The organism is Aeromonas sp. AE23HZ002T15, from assembly GCF_054165525.2.
Genome location: NZ_CM201342.1, coordinates 4,065,663 through 4,080,759, shown reverse-complemented (window position 1 = coordinate 4,080,759; position 15,097 = coordinate 4,065,663). Strand labels below are relative to the sequence as shown.

Sequence of the window (15,097 nt, the reverse complement as noted above, 5' to 3'; positions counted from 1 at the left end):
TCCCCATCCAATAGCCGAGTGAAAAGAGCGGACGACCGGGCCGTCCGCCACCTGATTACATAAACAGCAGATAGTTGAGTGCCAGCGCGGTCAGCAGGGCGCCCGCCATGGGCACGCTAGTGCGCTTGACCACCACGAAGGGAGAGACCTTGGCGATGCCGGCGCAGGCGATGAGCACGGCGGCTATGGGGGAGATGCTGCGCCCTATGCTGGAGGCGAGCTGCATCGGCAGCAGCATGGTCACCGCCGGCACCCCGAACTTGGCCGCCACCGCGGGGGCCAGGGTGGAGAAGCTCAGGAAGGCGGCGTTGCCGGAGCCCATGATGACGGCAGCCACCATGATGAGGCCCACCATCACCAGCGTCATCAGACCGCTGCCGATACCGGCGTTGCTGGCAGAGTGCAGCAGGGTATCGATGGCACCTATGGCCTTGAGGGATTCCGCAAACAGCTCGGCGCAGACGATGAGCGCCACGACCGGGCCGAACACCTTGCCCATGCCGTCGAGGAAGCTGGAGAGCCCCGCGAAGGCGGTGCGCACCGAGTGGCTACGCAGCAGCTCGCACAGCATGCCGAGGAACACGGACAGCAGCATGGCCACCTCCACGCTCATCTTGATGTCGCTCACCAGGAGTTTCGAGAAGGTCATCATCAGCACGAAGGGGATGATGGGCAGCAGGGCATACCAGGTCGGCGCCTTCACCTCGTCCGTCCCCTGCTCGTCGAGCTCGGCGTGATCGCCTCTGTGCTGGGCCGGATCCCAGCCATCCTTGCGGTCACAATGCCGCTGCCAGAAGAAGTGCAGCACCATGGTCACCAGCAGCATGGGGGCCACCAGCCAGATCTGGTAATCGACGAAGTAGCTGGTCGGGTCCATGCCGGACTGACCGGCGGAGAAGATGGCGTTGGTCTGGGTCGGGCCGATCTCGAACGCCTGGGAGGTGGCGATGACGCCGCAGGCGGAGGCCGGGCTGATGCCGAGATTGCGCATCACCGGGTACATGGTGACCATGAGCAACAGGCCGAGGCCGGTGGCCGAGGTGACAAACAGGGAGACGAACACAGCCACCAGGTAGCAAATCGCCAGCATCAGGTAACTGGACTGGATCCCCGCCACCGGTTTGACTGCCACCCGCACCAGGGCCTGGGAGGCGCCGATGTGGGACATGTAGGTGGCAAAGCCCGCCACCGCCATGATGGTGAGGCCGAGCCCCGCCGCCCGGTAGGAGAAGATCCCCTTGAACACCTCGAACAGGTCGAACAGGGCAAACCCCGTGCTCTTGTCGGCGGGCAGGATGGGATGCAGACCGAGCCAGTAGGCCAGGGTGAAGAGGCTCATCCCCGCCAGCGCCAGCACGGCCTGGGGGTTATAGTCCTTGACGATGCCGTAGACCACGGCGATCAGCACGAACGAGACGAATAAGAGTTCCAAAGTGCGCTCCTGAGAAGATTATCGAAGAGCGAAATCTAGTGGGGAGACCCGGCTTTCCCCTTGATCCCTATCAATAAAGATGACTTGAACAGGCATCTGCAGCATTAAATTCCACACAAATCACATTAAATAGCCATTAAAACCAACAATAAGGTTCTAAAATCCATCTTCGTGGCGTTAAGACCAATAACCTCAACTTTTTTTGCTTTGGATCAACATCCGCGACGGTTGAACTGGCCAAGATGCCCATCGACACAGAGCGACCATTTCGCACCGGAGAGAGTTATGACAAACCTGGCCACCGTAGAGAGCACCAATTGCGACTACAAGCTGTGGGACATCCTCGTCGAGTCTGCAAAGGAGCGCACCACCATTCGTTACTCCAAGCTGGCCAAACGGGCCGGGCTGGAGAGCAGCCAGGACGAGCTGCGCACCCTGCTGCAGCGCATCCGCATGTATTGCACCGAGCACGAGTTGCCGATCCTCTCCACCATAGTGGTGGACGACGTGGGCAAGTACGCCGGCCTCTCCTCCAGCCTGCCCAACGCCCCCTGGGAGCGTGCCCGGGTATTCGATTACCAGTGGCCCGTCTCGCCATAAGCCACCGGCTGAACACCAATACGACAAAGCGCGCCCCCTGGCGCGTTTTGTGCTTTTTGGCTCTCTCCATCTGGTCGGAATGTCCATGGAAAAACGCTGGTGGCGAGGTGCCGCCGTTGCCATCGCGAGATCGGGATGCCAGAATCGGGCCTTCCCGTGAATTCACGCTTCTCCATGTCGGGCCAAGGCCCGCAGACCAAGGATCCCCATGGCCACCACCCTCTATGGCATCAAGAACTGCGACACCATCAAGAAGGCCCGCAAGTGGCTGGGCGAGGCCGGCGTCGAATACCGCTTCCACGATCACAGGGCCGACGGCCTGGCGCCTGCCGAGCTGGACCTGTGGCTCGAGCGACTCGGCTGGGAAGCCTTGCTCAACACCCGTGGCACCACCTTCCGTGCCCTGCCAGATGAAGACAAGCAGGGGCTCGACAACGCAAAAGCCCGCGCCCTGCTGCTGACCCAGCCCGCCATGATCAAACGCCCCCTGCTGGACAAGGACGGCGAACTGCACCTCGGCTTCAAGGCCGACCACTACCAATCCCTCTTCTCTCGTTAAGGAAAACCCGATGTCGGATGTCATCAACCTGGCCTGCGATCTGATCAGCCGCCCCTCAGTGACCCCATTGGATGAGGGGTGCCAGACCCTGATGGCCGAGCGCCTGGCGCGCCTGGGCTTCGTCATCGAGCCCATGGTGTTTGAAGACACCACCAACCTCTGGGCCCGCCGTGGCACAGAGGGCCCCCTGTTCTGCTTCGCCGGCCACACAGACGTGGTGCCGGCCGGGCCGCTGGAGAAGTGGCACACCCCGCCGTTCGAGCCGACCATCCAGGACGGCATGCTGTACGGGCGCGGTGCCGCCGACATGAAGGGCTCCCTCGCCGCCATGGTGGTGGCCACCGAGCGTTTCGTGGCCGCGCATCCGGATCATGCGGGCTCCATCGCGTTTCTCATCACCTCCGATGAGGAGGGGCCCTTCATCAACGGCACCACCCGGGTGATCGACACCCTGGAGGCTCGGAGCGAAAAAATCCGCTGGTGCATCGTCGGCGAGCCCTCCTCCACCAGTGAAGTCGGTGATGTGGTGAAGAACGGCCGCCGCGGCTCCATCACCGGGGATCTGCTGGTGCGCGGGGTGCAGGGCCACGTGGCCTACCCCCATCTCGCGGACAACCCCATCCACCGTGCGGCCCCGGCGCTGGATGAGCTGGCCAGTACCGTCTGGGACGAGGGAAACGCCTACTTCCCCCCCACCAGCTTCCAGATAGCGAACATCCAGGGGGGCACCGGTGCCTCCAACGTCATCCCCGGCGAGTTGCACGTGCAGTTCAACTTCCGCTTCAGCACCGAGCTCACCGACCAGGCGATCCGCGATCGGGTCGAGGCCCTGCTGACCCGCCACGGGCTGGATTTTGAACTGAAGTGGACCCTCTCCGGCCAGCCCTTCCTGACCGACACCGGCGCCCTGCTGGATGCGGCGGTGGCGGCCATCGAGGGCGTCAACGACCAGCGCCCCGCCCTGCTCACCACGGGGGGCACCTCCGATGGGCGTTTCATCGCCCCCACGGGCGCGGAAGTGATCGAGCTCGGGCCCGTCAACGCCACCATCCACAAGGTGAACGAGTGCGTGAAGGCCGAGGACCTGGATCTCTTGGCGGACATGTACCAAGGGGTGCTGGAGCGTCTGCTGGCCTAATGATGCGACCATACCGACCGGGCCGCCCGCGGGCCGCCCACCCTAGCCATCTCACCGCACAGGAGCGGACATGACCCAGGATCAACTGCTGGGGCTGGACGACAGCCACCTGACCCTGCTGGGGCGTGGCCCCCACCGCCTCACCGTCGCCACCGCGGCGGCCTTCAACGACATGCAGGTGGCCGCCGCCTATGAGGGGCATAACCTGCAGCCCGCCTCCAGCTGGCGCGGCTTCGATCGCCAGCTCGCCATATGGAATGGCAAGTGGCGCGGCGAGCGTCCCCTGCTGGACGCCGCCGGCCAGCCGCTGGATGCGGCCGCGCTCTCCGAGCCCGAGCGGCTGCACGCCATCTTGCGCTGGAGCGCCCTGCCCGGCACCAGCCGCCACCACTGGGGGACGGATCTGGACATCTATGATCCGGACTGCCTGCCCGCGGGCACCAAGCTGGCACTGGAGCCCTGGGAGTACGAGGGGAACGGCTGGTTTGGGGAACTGAGCGCCTGGCTCGGGGACCACATGAACGACTTCGGTTTCTTCCTCCCCTATGCCCAGCTCAGTGGCGCGGGCTGCGGGGTCGCCTACGAACCTTGGCACCTGAGCTTCCGGCTGGAGTCGGAAGATCTGCGACTCGATCCCGATGCGCTGGCGCTTTGCCTGCAGCAGGCGGATATTGAAGGCAAGGAGTGCATACTGGCCCATCTGGACGAGATCCTGGCCCGTTACGTCACCCCCAGTCTCGACGCGAGGGCTCACTCATGAAGACGGGGAGTATTGAAGGCAAATTGACCATGCTGACCCTGCTCGACGAGCACCTGGTCAGTCATGACGTCACCCCCAGCCCCGACACGAGGGATCACTCATGACGACGGGGGGTATTGAAGGCAAATTGACCATGCTGACCCGGCTCGGAGAGCTCCTGGTCAGTCATGACGTCACCCCTTGTCTCAGCGAGAGGAGGACTAACCCATGAGTCTGTGGTTATGGATAGGGCTGCCGCTGCTGTTCCTGCTCGGCCTGTTTCTCAACGCCATCAAGGACATGAAACAGCTTGAGAAGCAGCTGCCCAAATACAGGGACAAGATCCGGGAAGTCAAGGACGACGAGGACGACTGACCCCGAGCTTGGGGCGCCAAGCCGGCGCCCCAAGCCGGTTTTCTGTCTCACTCTCCCTGCCTGTCGCTCCCGGCGGAGCCCCTTGCCCTCCCCCTCGTTCAAAGCCCCTATCGGCGCCAATCACCGGCGCCGAACGTTACTGTTTCATTTTCATTTCATTCTTGCTTCTTCACGCCTTCTTTTTGCTTAAAAACAGCACCGAAAGGTAAAAAACTGCAAATTAATGCACGATTAAGCCACACAAGGGGGCACAAACTGCATATAATGTGCCTGTTTTGCAGCCCGCCATAAGGAGTTCGCCATTGGATGCCACCACCATCAACAGTTTCTTCTTTGTCGCAGCCTTGTTGGTGGGATGCAGTGTCCTGTTAAGCGCGCTCTCTTCCCGTATCGGCATCCCCATCCTGGTCATCTTCCTCGCCGTCGGCATGCTGGCCGGTGAGGATGGCCCCGGCGGCATCCACTTCGCCGACTACTCGGTCGCCTACCTGGTGGGTAACCTGGCCCTCGCCATCATCCTGCTGGACGGCGGCATGCGCACCCGGGTCTCCTCGTTCCGGGTCGCCCTCTGGCCCGCCCTGTCGCTCGCCACCGTCGGGGTGGCCATCACCACGGGCCTGACCGGCCTCGCCGCCGCCTGGCTGTTCGACCTCAACCTGATGCAGGGCATGCTCATCGGCGCCATCGTCGGCTCCACCGATGCGGCGGCCGTCTTCTCCCTGCTCGGCGGACGAAGCCTGAACGAGCGGGTGAGCGCCACCCTGGAGATAGAGTCCGGCAGCAACGATCCCATGGCGGTGTTTCTCACCGTCACCCTGATCGAGGTGCTGGCCACCCAGCAGCAGAGCCTGGACTGGACCTTCCTGCTGCTGCAGCTCGGCAAACAGTTTGGCCTCGGCGCCGGCATCGGCCTCGCCGGCGGCTGGCTGCTGTGGCGCCTCATCAACACAGCCCGCCTGGCCCCCGGCCTCTATCCACTACTCACTGTGAGCGGCGGTCTGCTCATCTTCGCCCTCACCACGGCCCTCGGCGGCAGCGGCATTCTCGCCATCTACCTCACCGGCCTGCTGCTCGGCAACCTCTCCCTGCGCAGCCGCAGCACCACGTTGTCGGTGCTGGACGGCCTGACCTGGCTCAGCCAGATCGGCATGTTCCTGGTATTGGGGCTGCTCGCCACCCCGAGCAACCTGCTGCCCATCGCCCTGCCGGCCCTGGTGCTGGCCGGCTGGATGATACTGTTCGCCCGCCCCGTCTCGGTCTGGATTGGCCTGCTGCCGTTCAAGAACTTCGCCCCCCGGGAGCGCTGGTTCATCTCCTGGGTGGGGCTGCGCGGCGCCGTGCCCATCATTCTGGCGGTCTTCCCCATGATGGCGGGGCTGCCGAACGCCCAGCTCTACTTCAACGTCGCCTTCTTCGTGGTGCTGGTCTCCCTCATCCTGCAGGGCAGCTCCTTGCCGCTGGCCTCGCGCCTTGCGCGAGTCGAGGTACCGGCGCCCCCCTCGCCCATCAACCGCTCCGGCCTCGAGATCGATCTCGACAGCCAGTGGGAGACCTTCGTCTATCGTCTGAGCGCCGAGAAGTGGTGCATCGGCTCCCCCTTGCGGGAGCTGCGCATGCCGGAAGGGACCCGCATCTGCGCCCTGTTCCGGGGCCAGGAGCTGCTGCACCCCTCGGGCAGTACCCGGCTGCAGTCCGACGACATCCTCTGCGTCATCGGCCACGAGCGCGATCTCCCCGCCCTCGGCCAGCTGTTCAGCCAGGCGCCGGAGCAGGATCTGGGCCCGCGCTTCTTCGGTGACTTCCTGCTGGAGGCGGCCGCCAAGCTGGTGGATCTCGCCCCGCTCTATGGGCTGGATGTGAGCGAGGTGGCGGATCTGACCCTCGGCGACTTTATCGCCGGCCAGTTGGGCGATAATCTGGTGGTCGGTGACCACTTTGCCTGGCAGGGATTGCTCTGGACGGTGGCCGAGATGGAAGAGGGTGAGCCTCGCAAGATAGGGGTACGCTTCCTGGAAGAAGATCCGGTTTAAGACGCGAGTCTGCCCATAACAATGTGCTCAGCGAGCAGGGAGTTGCCCATGCCTTACCAAACACTGTTGTCTGGTCTCACCCCTCCCTCCCCCAAACTCGGCCTCATCGAGGGCTTCTTCGGCAAGGGCTGGAGCTGGGAGGCCCGCGCCCGCTACGCCCAGTGGCTGCCCCGCCACGGCTACGGCTTCTATATCTATGCCCCGAAAGAGGACGGCTATCTGCGCAAGCACTGGGCCAAGCCCTGGCCTGCGGATCAGCTGGCTGCCCTGCGCCGGCTCGCCCAGCAATGCCGGGACAACGGCCTCGCCTTCGGGGTGGGCCTGAGTCCCATGGGAGCCCATCACGACTACGATCGCCAGCGCCCGGCCCTGCTGGAGAAGCTGAGGGTCATCGAGGACTCGCTCAAACCCGACATCCTAGCGGTGCTGTTCGACGACATGAAGGGGGATACCCCGGATCTCGCCCACTGGCAGCTCACCATAGCCCACGACATCGCCGCCCATACCCGTGCCAGCCGGTTGCTGTTCTGCCCCAGCTACTACTCCACGGATCCCGTGCTGGAGAAGGTATTCGGCGCCATGCCCCCCCACTATCTGCAGGATCTGGGTCAGGGGCTGGACAAGCGCTTCGACATCTTCTGGACCGGCCCCAAGGTCTGCTCCAGCGAATACCCGGCGGCGCACCTCAGGCAGGCCGCCGACTGGCTGCACCGTAAACCCTTCCTGTGGGACAACTACCCGGTCAACGACGGCAGCAAGGCCAGCAACTTCCTGCACCTGCGCGCCTTCGAGAATCGCACCGAACTCGGCGATCTGGTGGCAGGCCACGCGGTCAACCCCATGAAGCAGGCGGCCCTCTCTGTGCTACCGCTCGCCACCCTGCCCTTGAGCTACCGACTCGGCAAGCAGTACGATCCGGACAAGGCGCTGCACGCCTCCCTCAACGCCACCTGCGGCCCGCAGATCTCCGCCATGATCCAGGCCGATCTGCCGCTCTTCCAGGACATAGGCCTGGCCCAGCTCACCCCTGAGCAGCAGGCCCATCTCAAGGCCCGCTACCTGCCGTTCCAGGATCAGAGCTGCGTCGACGAGATACTGCGCTGGCTGGCAGGGGAGTATGTGTTCGATCCGGACTGCCTGACCGACTGACCCCGGTCGTCAACCGCCTACGAAAAAGGCCACCTCTTGCAGGTGGCCTTTTTGCATGACGCGGGCTATCAGAGCCTTGATCACGGCCTCGCAGCAAGGTCGTGAACAGCTTCTCAGCCGAAGGCCAGCCAGACGCCGACAAATAGCATCAGGGAGCCGGCGATGCGGTTCATCAGGGTGACGTTGCCGCTCTTGGCGAGGAAGTGGCGCAGGGTGCGACCGCCGCTCGCGTAGAGCAGCAGGCAGGAGAACTCGATGACCAGGATCAGGGCCACCAGGGCGCTGATCTGCGGCGCCATCGGCTTGGCCGCGTTGATGAAGGGGGGCAGCAGAGAGATCATGAAGGCCCAGCCCTTGGGATTGGCGATGGCGGTGACGAAACCCTGCACCGCCAGTCCCAGCCGGCTCGTCTCCTGCTCCTTCGACAAGTCGGCCGGAATGGCCATCTTGCCCTTGGCCTGCCACATCTGGATGCCGAGCCAGAACAGGTAGGCGCCCCCCACGTACTTGAAAGCCGCGAAAATGGCCGGATAGTGCAGCATGACGGCCGCGACCCCCACCACGGAGAGTACGGAAACCAGACCGACCCCGATGAGTTCCCCCCACATCATGTGCAGGGTGCGGCGCACCCCCAGACTCATGCCGAGGGTCATGGCCAGGGTCATGCACATGCCGGGAGTCACGGATACGAAGAAGAACGTGGGAATAAACAGCGCCAAGATAGCGGGATCAATCCAGTGGGACACACTACACCTCCATGGTAACAAGCCATCAATCTTGCCCATCCCCCTCTTTTCACACAAGAAAAAACCTGTGCTGTCGGCCGATTTCAGCCATCGGAGCCCTGTCTGTACTCTGCTTGTACAAACAAACGGCGATCGCCTCTGACACACTTACCAGCGGGCGCGCAGAAGCTGACGCAGCCGATGCTATGACGGCCAACTGCTGGCGTCATCAGCAGGGCAGGCAAGGATCCCATGGCGGGTCACCCCGGAGCGTACGCTCTCGCCCATCTGCGAGTCAGCTCAGCCAGCAGGGTGCTATACCCAGCCCCGTTTTAAACGACTTTTTGAACATTAGGCGCCATTAGGGGCTGGGCTCTATTCGCAAATATGGGTATGGTAGAGGCACGTCACTGCCCCTCACAGAGAACACCATGAGCCTGAAGTTCAAGAAACCCGCCTTTATCGTCCTGGGCCTCATCGCCCTGCTCTCCGCACTCTGGCTCGACTACTACCTGCCGGAGCACACCATCGCCACCATCACAGGGGTCGAGGTGAAGCGTACCGACAAGGACGGCCCCATCAGCCAGAAGAACCCGGCCGACGGCCCCACCGTGGATGTCTATTACATCTACACCGAGCGTCCCGGCGAGAAGATCCGGGTGTTCCGCAACGAGGATACCCTCTGGGGCTGGCCCTTCTACTTCAAGTTCAACGCCGCCGACGTCCAGGCCAAGGCCAAGTCCATGGAGTTCGAGAAGCGCCTGGCCATCATCACCTCCTACGGCTGGCGCGTGAACATGTTCTCCCTGTTCCCGAACGTCACCAAGATCGAGACCACGGCGCCCGACGCCTCCACCTGGAGCTTCTTCCGCTGGTTCTGGTTCGGCATCTGGGCCCTGGTGATGGGCAAGGCCGCCATCGCGACCTGGCGCTACTTCGACCGGCTCGAGGATGAGCTGTAAACCCGGCCTGTCTCATAGCGCGGATAACGGAATCGACCATGACAGAACCCAGCAAGACCCGCACCAGCTTCTACCGGCGCCTCTATGTGGCCTATCTGATCAGCCAGGGGACGGACACTGTGCCCGCCATCATGGCCGCCACCGGCATGCCGAGGCGCACCGCCCAGGATACCCTGACGGCGCTGGCGGAGCTCGACATCCTCTGCCTCTTCGAGCAGACCGAGGGGGCACGCCACCTGCAGGGGCACTATCGCATCAGCGACTGGGGTCCCATCAACCCGGACTGGATCGCCGCCAATCTGTCCGTTATCAAGGAGACGCTGAGCTATCCCTGAGATTGGACAAGCGCCACGCCCTCAGCGACTGGGGGCAGATGCAACCCGGCGTGGATTGCGGCTCAGCTGCCCGCCATCAAGGACACCCTCGGTTACCCCTGAGGGTTTGACCAAACGATAACGACGAGAGGGGAGCCATGGCTCCCCTCTCTCATTGCAATATCCGGCGCTTGGCCCGAGATCGGCGGCTATTCCGGGAAGGGTTCCTCCGGCAGCGGCTCCTCGGACTCCCCCTGGGTGCAGTCGATGATGGAGCGCTTGGGGTTGTTCGGGTCGCGCAGCAGCAGGGGTGCCTCCCCCTTGTTGTGCTTCTCCTCGTCAGCAAACTCGCTGCCATAGGCGTTGTGGGTCAGCCGCCTGGCATTGGCGATGGGGGTGTCGACGAAGAGGGCATGCACCTCGAAGGTGGAGCTCGGGATGAGGAAGCCCGTGATGGGCAGGCCGTGCAACTCCTGATGGGTCTTGTACCAGGCGAAGCCGTCCGCGTTCTTGTAGGGGGTGAAGGTCTTGAGCAGGGGATGGGAGGCCTCCCCCGTCTCGCTGTCGAGATAGAGGCCATCCAGATCGCAGGTCGCCAGCCCCTGCCACATCGACTCGAACGGCGTGGCGCACGCCGTCAGTTGCACACACACCAGCGCTGCCAGCGTCTCTCTTCGCATCCCCCGCCCCTTCTCTGATCCCAGTTATCCGTTGAATGCCTGCAGGCGCCGTACCAGCAGATCGATGAAGCCCTGCCTCTCCAGCCCCAGCAGGACCCGGGTGTTGGCCGGCTTGCCCGTCAAGCCATGGCGATCCACCACCGTCATCCCCACAGTATGGGTGCCCCGGGTTTCCACGCCGACCCAGCAGTCTATCCCGTGGAAGAGCTCCGGCGCCAGCAGCCAGGCGATGGTGCAGGGATCGTGCAGGGGTGCACCGAGGAAACCCCACTTGGGGTCTCTGTGATAGATCATGAAGAAATCGAGCAGTCCGGCCACGCACTGGGCCACAGGGTTCGGGATGGCCCGCACCCGCTCGATGTCCTCGTCCATCACCTGGGCCTCGTGGGTCACATCCAGCCCGCACATGGTGATGGGCAGGCCGGAGCTGAACACCATATCGGCCGCTTCGGGATCCACATAAATGTTGAACTCCGCCGCCGGCGTCCAGTTGCCCGGCCCGGCGGCGCCCCCCATCAGCACGATGCGGGCAATCTTGGAATGGAGCTCCGGGTGGGCGGCCAGCAGCAGGGCGATGTTGGTGAGCGGGCCGGTCGGCACCAGGGTCACCGGCTCCGGGCTCTCCCGCAGTGTCCTGGCCATCAGCTCCAGGGCCGTCATGGCCTGGGGGGCGAAGCCGGGATCCGGCAGCCTGGGGCCGTCGAGGCCTGACTCGCCGTGCACGTTGTCGGCGATGATGAGCTCCCGGGCCAGGGGCTTGGGCGCCCCCGCCGCCACCGGGATGTCGTGGCGCCCGAGCAGGGTGAGGATACGCAAGGCGTTGTTGAGGGTCTTGTCCGGGGTCTGGTTGCCCGCACTGGTGGTCACCGCCAGCACCTGCAGCTCCGGGCTCGCCAGCGCCAGTATGAGGGCGATGGCATCATCGTGGCCGGGATCGCAATCGAGAATAACGGGCAACGCCATGGGGAGACTCCTTACAACAAGACAGGGAGACATACCTTAGCAAGCCGCGGCCGGATTAACTCTGGAGGGGGTCACAAAACGGCCCCTTCCCCACATTATCAATCAGTTAGCCGCGAGGCGGGCGCCGTCTCAACCCGAATTCGCCGCGCCCCCTTCGTTCGGGTATGATCCTCCTCCCTTTTCAGTCCCTGTGCCCCATGTCCGTCATCATAGATACCTTTATCGCGCCCCCCTGCGCCGCCACCATAGAGATCCTGCACGAGGACGAGCACCTTCTGCTCATCAACAAGCCGAGCGGCCTGCTGAGCCTCTCCGGCAAGAACCCACTCAATCTCGACTCCGTGCACCACAGGCTGGTGCAGGCGTACCCCGGCTGCACCCTGATCCACCGCCTCGACTTCGGCACCTCGGGGATCATGGTGCTGGCCAGGAACAAGGCCATCAACGCCCTGCTCTGCCAGCAGTTCAGCCAGCGTGCCGTGACCAAGGCCTACGAGGCGCTGCTCTGGGGCCACCTCGCCGAAGATGAGGGGGTGATCGACGCCCCCATCGCCAAGGATCCGGCCCTGTTCCCCCTGATGGCGATCTGCACCGCCCGGGGCAAGCCCGCCCGCTCCCGCTATCGGGTGCTGGCGCGCACCGAACGCCTGAACGAGGCCGGTGACCTCCTGCCCGTGACACGGGTGCGCCTCAGCCCAGAGACGGGCCGCACCCACCAGCTGCGCATCCACTGCCAGTGGCTGGGTCACCCCATCCTGGGATGCGATCTCTACGGTGGCTTGGCCCAGCCGGGCACGGAGCGGACACCCAGGCTGATGCTGCACGCCAGTGCCCTGACATTCGTGCATCCGGTGAGCGGCGAGCAGATGGCGATGACCTGTGCCACGCCGTTTTAATCAGGCAGAAGAGCCGGGGATGAAACCGGGGTGAGGCAGTAAGCTGGATGGGGAAAGGGCTGAACGACAGATAAAGATAGGGGCCGTGCTTTCGCAGCGGCCCCCACCCCCACTCGGTACTCTCTGTTGAGAGAGAGCGTCAGATCAGCTTGCGGGCGGCGCCCAGCACGATCTTGATCGCATCGGATTCGGTTTTGGCCATGGTCGCGGCACTCGGGATCTCTTGCTGGGTGCGGTTGACGATGATACCCGCCACCATGCCGGCGCGCAGGCCCTGGCTGGCACACATGGTCAACAGGGTGGCAGACTCCATCTCGAAGTTCAGCACGCCCATGGATTGCCACTCCTTCATGGAGCCCTGGAAGCGGCTCACCACGCGACCGGAGTAAGTATCGTAACGCTCCTGACCCGGGTAGAAGGTGTCGGAGGAGGCGGTAACGCCCACATGCAGCTTGGAGCCCAGCTCCTTGGCGGTCTCGACCAGTGCGGTGGTGCACTCGAAGTCGGCGACGGCCGGGTACTCCATCGGCGCGAAGTGCAGGCTGGCACCGTCGAGGCGCACTGAGCCTGTGGTGACGATGACGTCGCCCACGTTCAGGTGCGGCTGGATGGCGCCCGTGGTGCCGATACGCAGGAAGGTGCGGATACCCAGCTGGGCCAGCTCTTCCACCGCGATGGAGGTGGAGGGGCCGCCGATACCGGTGGAGCAGATGATGACGGCGGTGCCGCCCATCTCGCCGCGCCAGGTGGTGAATTCACGATGACTGGCCAAATGTACCGGGTTGTCCAACAGTTCTGCGATACGCTTCACGCGCTCGGGGTCGCCGGGAACGATCGCCAGGGTGGCGCCTTGCAGATCAGCTTTCTTCAAACCCAAGTGAAAAACATCAGACATAGTGGACTCCTGGTTGCGCTCCGCCACGGATGGCAGCGTGCAGATAAGATGGTTCTTTATGTAATTTTCAAGCCTGTTTTCCCCTCGTTCGGGAAGGCGCAACTATGGTCGAAAGCGCTTCCCAAATCCTTGAGGCAACTCACAGTTTCACGCATTGACAACCGCCAATTTCATGCAAAACGTTTGCTAAGGTGATGAATTAATTAGAAAACGTTTTTCTGTTATCACCGCCTTCCCGCCCCTTGTCAAGGGCCCCTTCCCGGTGGATTGCTAGAGCGCGATCGAGTCCACAAAGTTGTAAACCAGATACCATTGAACCCTGTTTCGGGCCAGAGAGGCTGTTATCTTGGCCGCCAATTACCACTAAATGGCTAAATGACGGAGGCCATCATGGCAACATTCAAGTTCTACATCCCCGCGGTCAATCTGATGGGGGCCGGCTGCCTGCAGGAGGCCGCCGCCGACATCAAGGGCTATGGCTATCGCAAGGCGCTGATCGTCACCGACCGCATCCTCAACCAGATCGGCGTGGTGGCCAAGGTCGCCGCCCTGCTGGCCGAACAGGGCATAGAGAGCGTCGTGTTCGACGACACTAAGCCCAACCCCACCATGGCCAACGTCGAACAGGGGCTGGCCATGCTCAGCGCCAACCAGTGCGACTGCGTCATCTCCCTGGGCGGCGGCTCCCCCCACGACTGCGCCAAGGGCATCGCTCTGGTGGCGGCCAACGGAGGCAACATTCAGGACTACGAGGGGGTGGATCGCTCCGCCAAACCCCAGCTGCCGCTCATCGCCATCAACACCACCGCCGGCACCGCCTCCGAGATGACCCGTTTCTGCATCATCACCGACGAGGCCCGTCACGTGAAGATGGCCATCGTCGACAAGCACGTCACCCCCCTGATGTCGGTCAACGACCCCGAGCTGATGCTGGCCAAGCCCGCCGGCCTCACCGCCGCCACCGGCATGGATGCCCTGACCCACGCCATCGAGGCCTATGTCTCCATCGCCGCCACCCCGGTGACCGATGCCAGCGCCATCATGGCCATCCAGCTCGTTGCCAGACACCTGCGCACCGCTGTCCACCAGGGGGACGATCTGCAGGCCCGCGAGCAGATGGCCTATGCCCAGTTCCTGGCCGGCATGGCCTTCAACAACGCGAGCCTCGGCTATGTGCACGCCATGGCGCACCAGCTCGGCGGCTTCTACGACCTGCCACACGGGGTCTGCAATGCGGTGCTGCTGCCCCACGTGCAAGCCTACAACGCCCAGGTGAGCGCCGCCCGCCTCAAGGAGGTGGCCCACCACATGGGGGTGGATGTGAGCGCCATGAGCGACGAGCAGGGGGCCGCCGCCGCCATTGCCGCCATCAAGACGCTGGCCCGGGATGTGAATATCCCCGCCGGTCTGGAGCAGCTAGGGGTCAAGGCCGACGACTTCGACGTGCTGGCCACCAATGCCCTCAAGGATGCCTGCGGCTTCACCAACCCCAAGCAGGCGACTCACGCCGAGATAGTCGATATCTTCCGGGCCGCCATGTAGGCCTTGCCCCGCTTGCCAAGGGTCGCCTCGCGGCCCTTTTTACAGCCTGTCAGATCAATGGCTTTTTACTTCCGTGCGGGGAGTGGGTATGATTTGCC

At 63.6% G+C, this 15,097-nt stretch carries 16 protein-coding genes; 11 read left to right on the top strand and 5 right to left on the bottom strand.

Going from position 1 to position 15,097, the window contains the following annotated elements:
• Positions 1 to 55 precede the first annotated feature (55 nt).
• Positions 56 to 1,432, bottom strand: a complete 1,377-nt coding sequence (gene dcuC / locus ACT5M9_RS19130) for a C4-dicarboxylate transporter DcuC (protein WP_457979610.1) — start codon at positions 1,430 to 1,432, stop codon at positions 56 to 58.
• Positions 1,433 to 1,717: 285 nt separating this feature from the next.
• Between dcuC and ACT5M9_RS19125 the strand changes: the two genes are divergently transcribed.
• From ACT5M9_RS19125 to ACT5M9_RS19095, 7 genes are all read left to right on the top strand, one after another.
• Positions 1,718 to 2,032, top strand: a complete 315-nt coding sequence (locus tag ACT5M9_RS19125; RefSeq protein ID WP_438549980.1) for a hypothetical protein — start codon at positions 1,718 to 1,720, stop codon at positions 2,030 to 2,032.
• 208 nt (positions 2,033 to 2,240) lie between these two features.
• Positions 2,241 to 2,591: an ArsC family reductase gene (locus ACT5M9_RS19120; protein WP_457979612.1), complete on the top strand. Its 351-nt coding sequence runs from the start codon at positions 2,241 to 2,243 to the stop codon at positions 2,589 to 2,591.
• 10 nt (positions 2,592 to 2,601) lie between these two features.
• Entirely contained in the window at positions 2,602 to 3,729 is a 1,128-nt protein-coding gene (gene dapE, locus ACT5M9_RS19115) for a succinyl-diaminopimelate desuccinylase (protein WP_457979614.1), read from the top strand.
• Between the two features lie 70 nt (positions 3,730 to 3,799).
• Positions 3,800 to 4,489: a M15 family metallopeptidase gene (locus tag ACT5M9_RS19110; protein WP_457979616.1), complete on the top strand. Its 690-nt coding sequence runs from the start codon at positions 3,800 to 3,802 to the stop codon at positions 4,487 to 4,489.
• 207 nt (positions 4,490 to 4,696) lie between these two features.
• Positions 4,697 to 4,843, top strand: coding sequence for a hypothetical protein (locus ACT5M9_RS19105; protein ID WP_005325762.1), 147 nt, complete (start codon positions 4,697 to 4,699; stop codon positions 4,841 to 4,843).
• Positions 4,844 to 5,145: 302 nt separating this feature from the next.
• A complete protein-coding gene (locus ACT5M9_RS19100) occupies positions 5,146 to 6,873 on the top strand; it encodes a potassium/proton antiporter (protein ID WP_438549984.1) in 1,728 nt (575 codons plus the stop codon).
• Between the two features lie 48 nt (positions 6,874 to 6,921).
• The gene (locus tag ACT5M9_RS19095) at positions 6,922 to 8,022 is read left to right on the top strand and encodes a beta-N-acetylglucosaminidase domain-containing protein (protein WP_457979618.1); all 1,101 of its coding nucleotides are present in this window, start codon (positions 6,922 to 6,924) and stop codon (positions 8,020 to 8,022) included.
• A gap of 113 nt (positions 8,023 to 8,135) precedes the next feature.
• Here the strand turns inward: ACT5M9_RS19095 and ACT5M9_RS19090 are convergent, their stop codons facing one another.
• The gene (locus ACT5M9_RS19090) at positions 8,136 to 8,768 is read right to left on the bottom strand and encodes a LysE family translocator (RefSeq protein ID WP_438549986.1); all 633 of its coding nucleotides are present in this window, start codon (positions 8,766 to 8,768) and stop codon (positions 8,136 to 8,138) included.
• Positions 8,769 to 9,178: 410 nt separating this feature from the next.
• Between ACT5M9_RS19090 and ACT5M9_RS19085 the strand changes: the two genes are divergently transcribed.
• Positions 9,179 to 9,709 (top strand): DUF1523 family protein, encoded by a 531-nt coding sequence (locus ACT5M9_RS19085; RefSeq protein ID WP_438549987.1) that lies wholly within the window; start codon positions 9,179 to 9,181, stop codon positions 9,707 to 9,709.
• A gap of 38 nt (positions 9,710 to 9,747) precedes the next feature.
• Positions 9,748 to 10,044, top strand: coding sequence for a winged helix-turn-helix domain-containing protein (locus ACT5M9_RS19080; protein ID WP_457979620.1), 297 nt, complete (start codon positions 9,748 to 9,750; stop codon positions 10,042 to 10,044).
• A gap of 188 nt (positions 10,045 to 10,232) precedes the next feature.
• Here the strand turns inward: ACT5M9_RS19080 and ACT5M9_RS19075 are convergent, their stop codons facing one another.
• Positions 10,233 to 10,703 (bottom strand): hypothetical protein, encoded by a 471-nt coding sequence (locus ACT5M9_RS19075; RefSeq protein WP_457979622.1) that lies wholly within the window; start codon positions 10,701 to 10,703, stop codon positions 10,233 to 10,235.
• Positions 10,704 to 10,727: 24 nt separating this feature from the next.
• Complete coding sequence (rihA, locus tag ACT5M9_RS19070) at positions 10,728 to 11,666, bottom strand: pyrimidine-specific ribonucleoside hydrolase RihA (protein ID WP_457979623.1); 939 nt, start codon at positions 11,664 to 11,666, stop codon at positions 10,728 to 10,730.
• Between the two features lie 164 nt (positions 11,667 to 11,830).
• Between rihA and ACT5M9_RS19065 the strand changes: the two genes are divergently transcribed.
• Positions 11,831 to 12,562 (top strand): RluA family pseudouridine synthase, encoded by a 732-nt coding sequence (locus ACT5M9_RS19065; protein WP_457979625.1) that lies wholly within the window; start codon positions 11,831 to 11,833, stop codon positions 12,560 to 12,562.
• Positions 12,563 to 12,701: 139 nt separating this feature from the next.
• On the opposite strand, the gene udp is transcribed toward ACT5M9_RS19065, so the two are convergent.
• Entirely contained in the window at positions 12,702 to 13,457 is a 756-nt protein-coding gene (udp, locus tag ACT5M9_RS19060; RefSeq protein ID WP_438549992.1) for a uridine phosphorylase, read from the bottom strand.
• 390 nt (positions 13,458 to 13,847) lie between these two features.
• On the opposite strand from udp, the gene yiaY reads away from it, so the two are divergent.
• Positions 13,848 to 14,999 carry an L-threonine dehydrogenase gene (gene yiaY, locus ACT5M9_RS19055; RefSeq protein WP_457979627.1) on the top strand — a complete coding sequence of 384 codons (1,152 nt, stop codon included), beginning with the start codon at positions 13,848 to 13,850 and terminating at the stop codon, positions 14,997 to 14,999.
• Positions 15,000 to 15,097: the final 98 nt, after the last annotated feature.

Bases quoted from the DNA above. Each gene is read 5' to 3' on its own strand.
- rihA (WP_457979623.1), bottom strand. From the start codon at position 11,666: ATGGCGTTGCCCGTTATTCTCGATTGCGATCCCGGCCACGATGATGCC.
- ACT5M9_RS19080 (WP_457979620.1), top strand. From the start codon at position 9,748: ATGACAGAACCCAGCAAGACCCGCACCAGCTTCTACCGGCGCCTCTAT.
- yiaY (WP_457979627.1), top strand. From the start codon at position 13,848: ATGGCAACATTCAAGTTCTACATCCCCGCGGTCAATCTGATGGGGGCC.
- ACT5M9_RS19075 (WP_457979622.1), bottom strand. From the start codon at position 10,703: ATGCGAAGAGAGACGCTGGCAGCGCTGGTGTGTGTGCAACTGACGGCG.
- ACT5M9_RS19095 (WP_457979618.1), top strand. From the start codon at position 6,922: ATGCCTTACCAAACACTGTTGTCTGGTCTCACCCCTCCCTCCCCCAAA.
- dapE (WP_457979614.1), top strand. From the start codon at position 2,602: ATGTCGGATGTCATCAACCTGGCCTGCGATCTGATCAGCCGCCCCTCA.
- ACT5M9_RS19085 (WP_438549987.1), top strand. From the start codon at position 9,179: ATGAGCCTGAAGTTCAAGAAACCCGCCTTTATCGTCCTGGGCCTCATC.
- udp (WP_438549992.1), bottom strand. From the start codon at position 13,457: ATGTCTGATGTTTTTCACTTGGGTTTGAAGAAAGCTGATCTGCAAGGC.
- ACT5M9_RS19110 (WP_457979616.1), top strand. From the start codon at position 3,800: ATGACCCAGGATCAACTGCTGGGGCTGGACGACAGCCACCTGACCCTG.
- ACT5M9_RS19105 (WP_005325762.1), top strand. From the start codon at position 4,697: ATGAGTCTGTGGTTATGGATAGGGCTGCCGCTGCTGTTCCTGCTCGGC.
- ACT5M9_RS19120 (WP_457979612.1), top strand. From the start codon at position 2,241: ATGGCCACCACCCTCTATGGCATCAAGAACTGCGACACCATCAAGAAG.
- ACT5M9_RS19125 (WP_438549980.1), top strand. From the start codon at position 1,718: ATGACAAACCTGGCCACCGTAGAGAGCACCAATTGCGACTACAAGCTG.
- ACT5M9_RS19065 (WP_457979625.1), top strand. From the start codon at position 11,831: ATGATCCTCCTCCCTTTTCAGTCCCTGTGCCCCATGTCCGTCATCATA.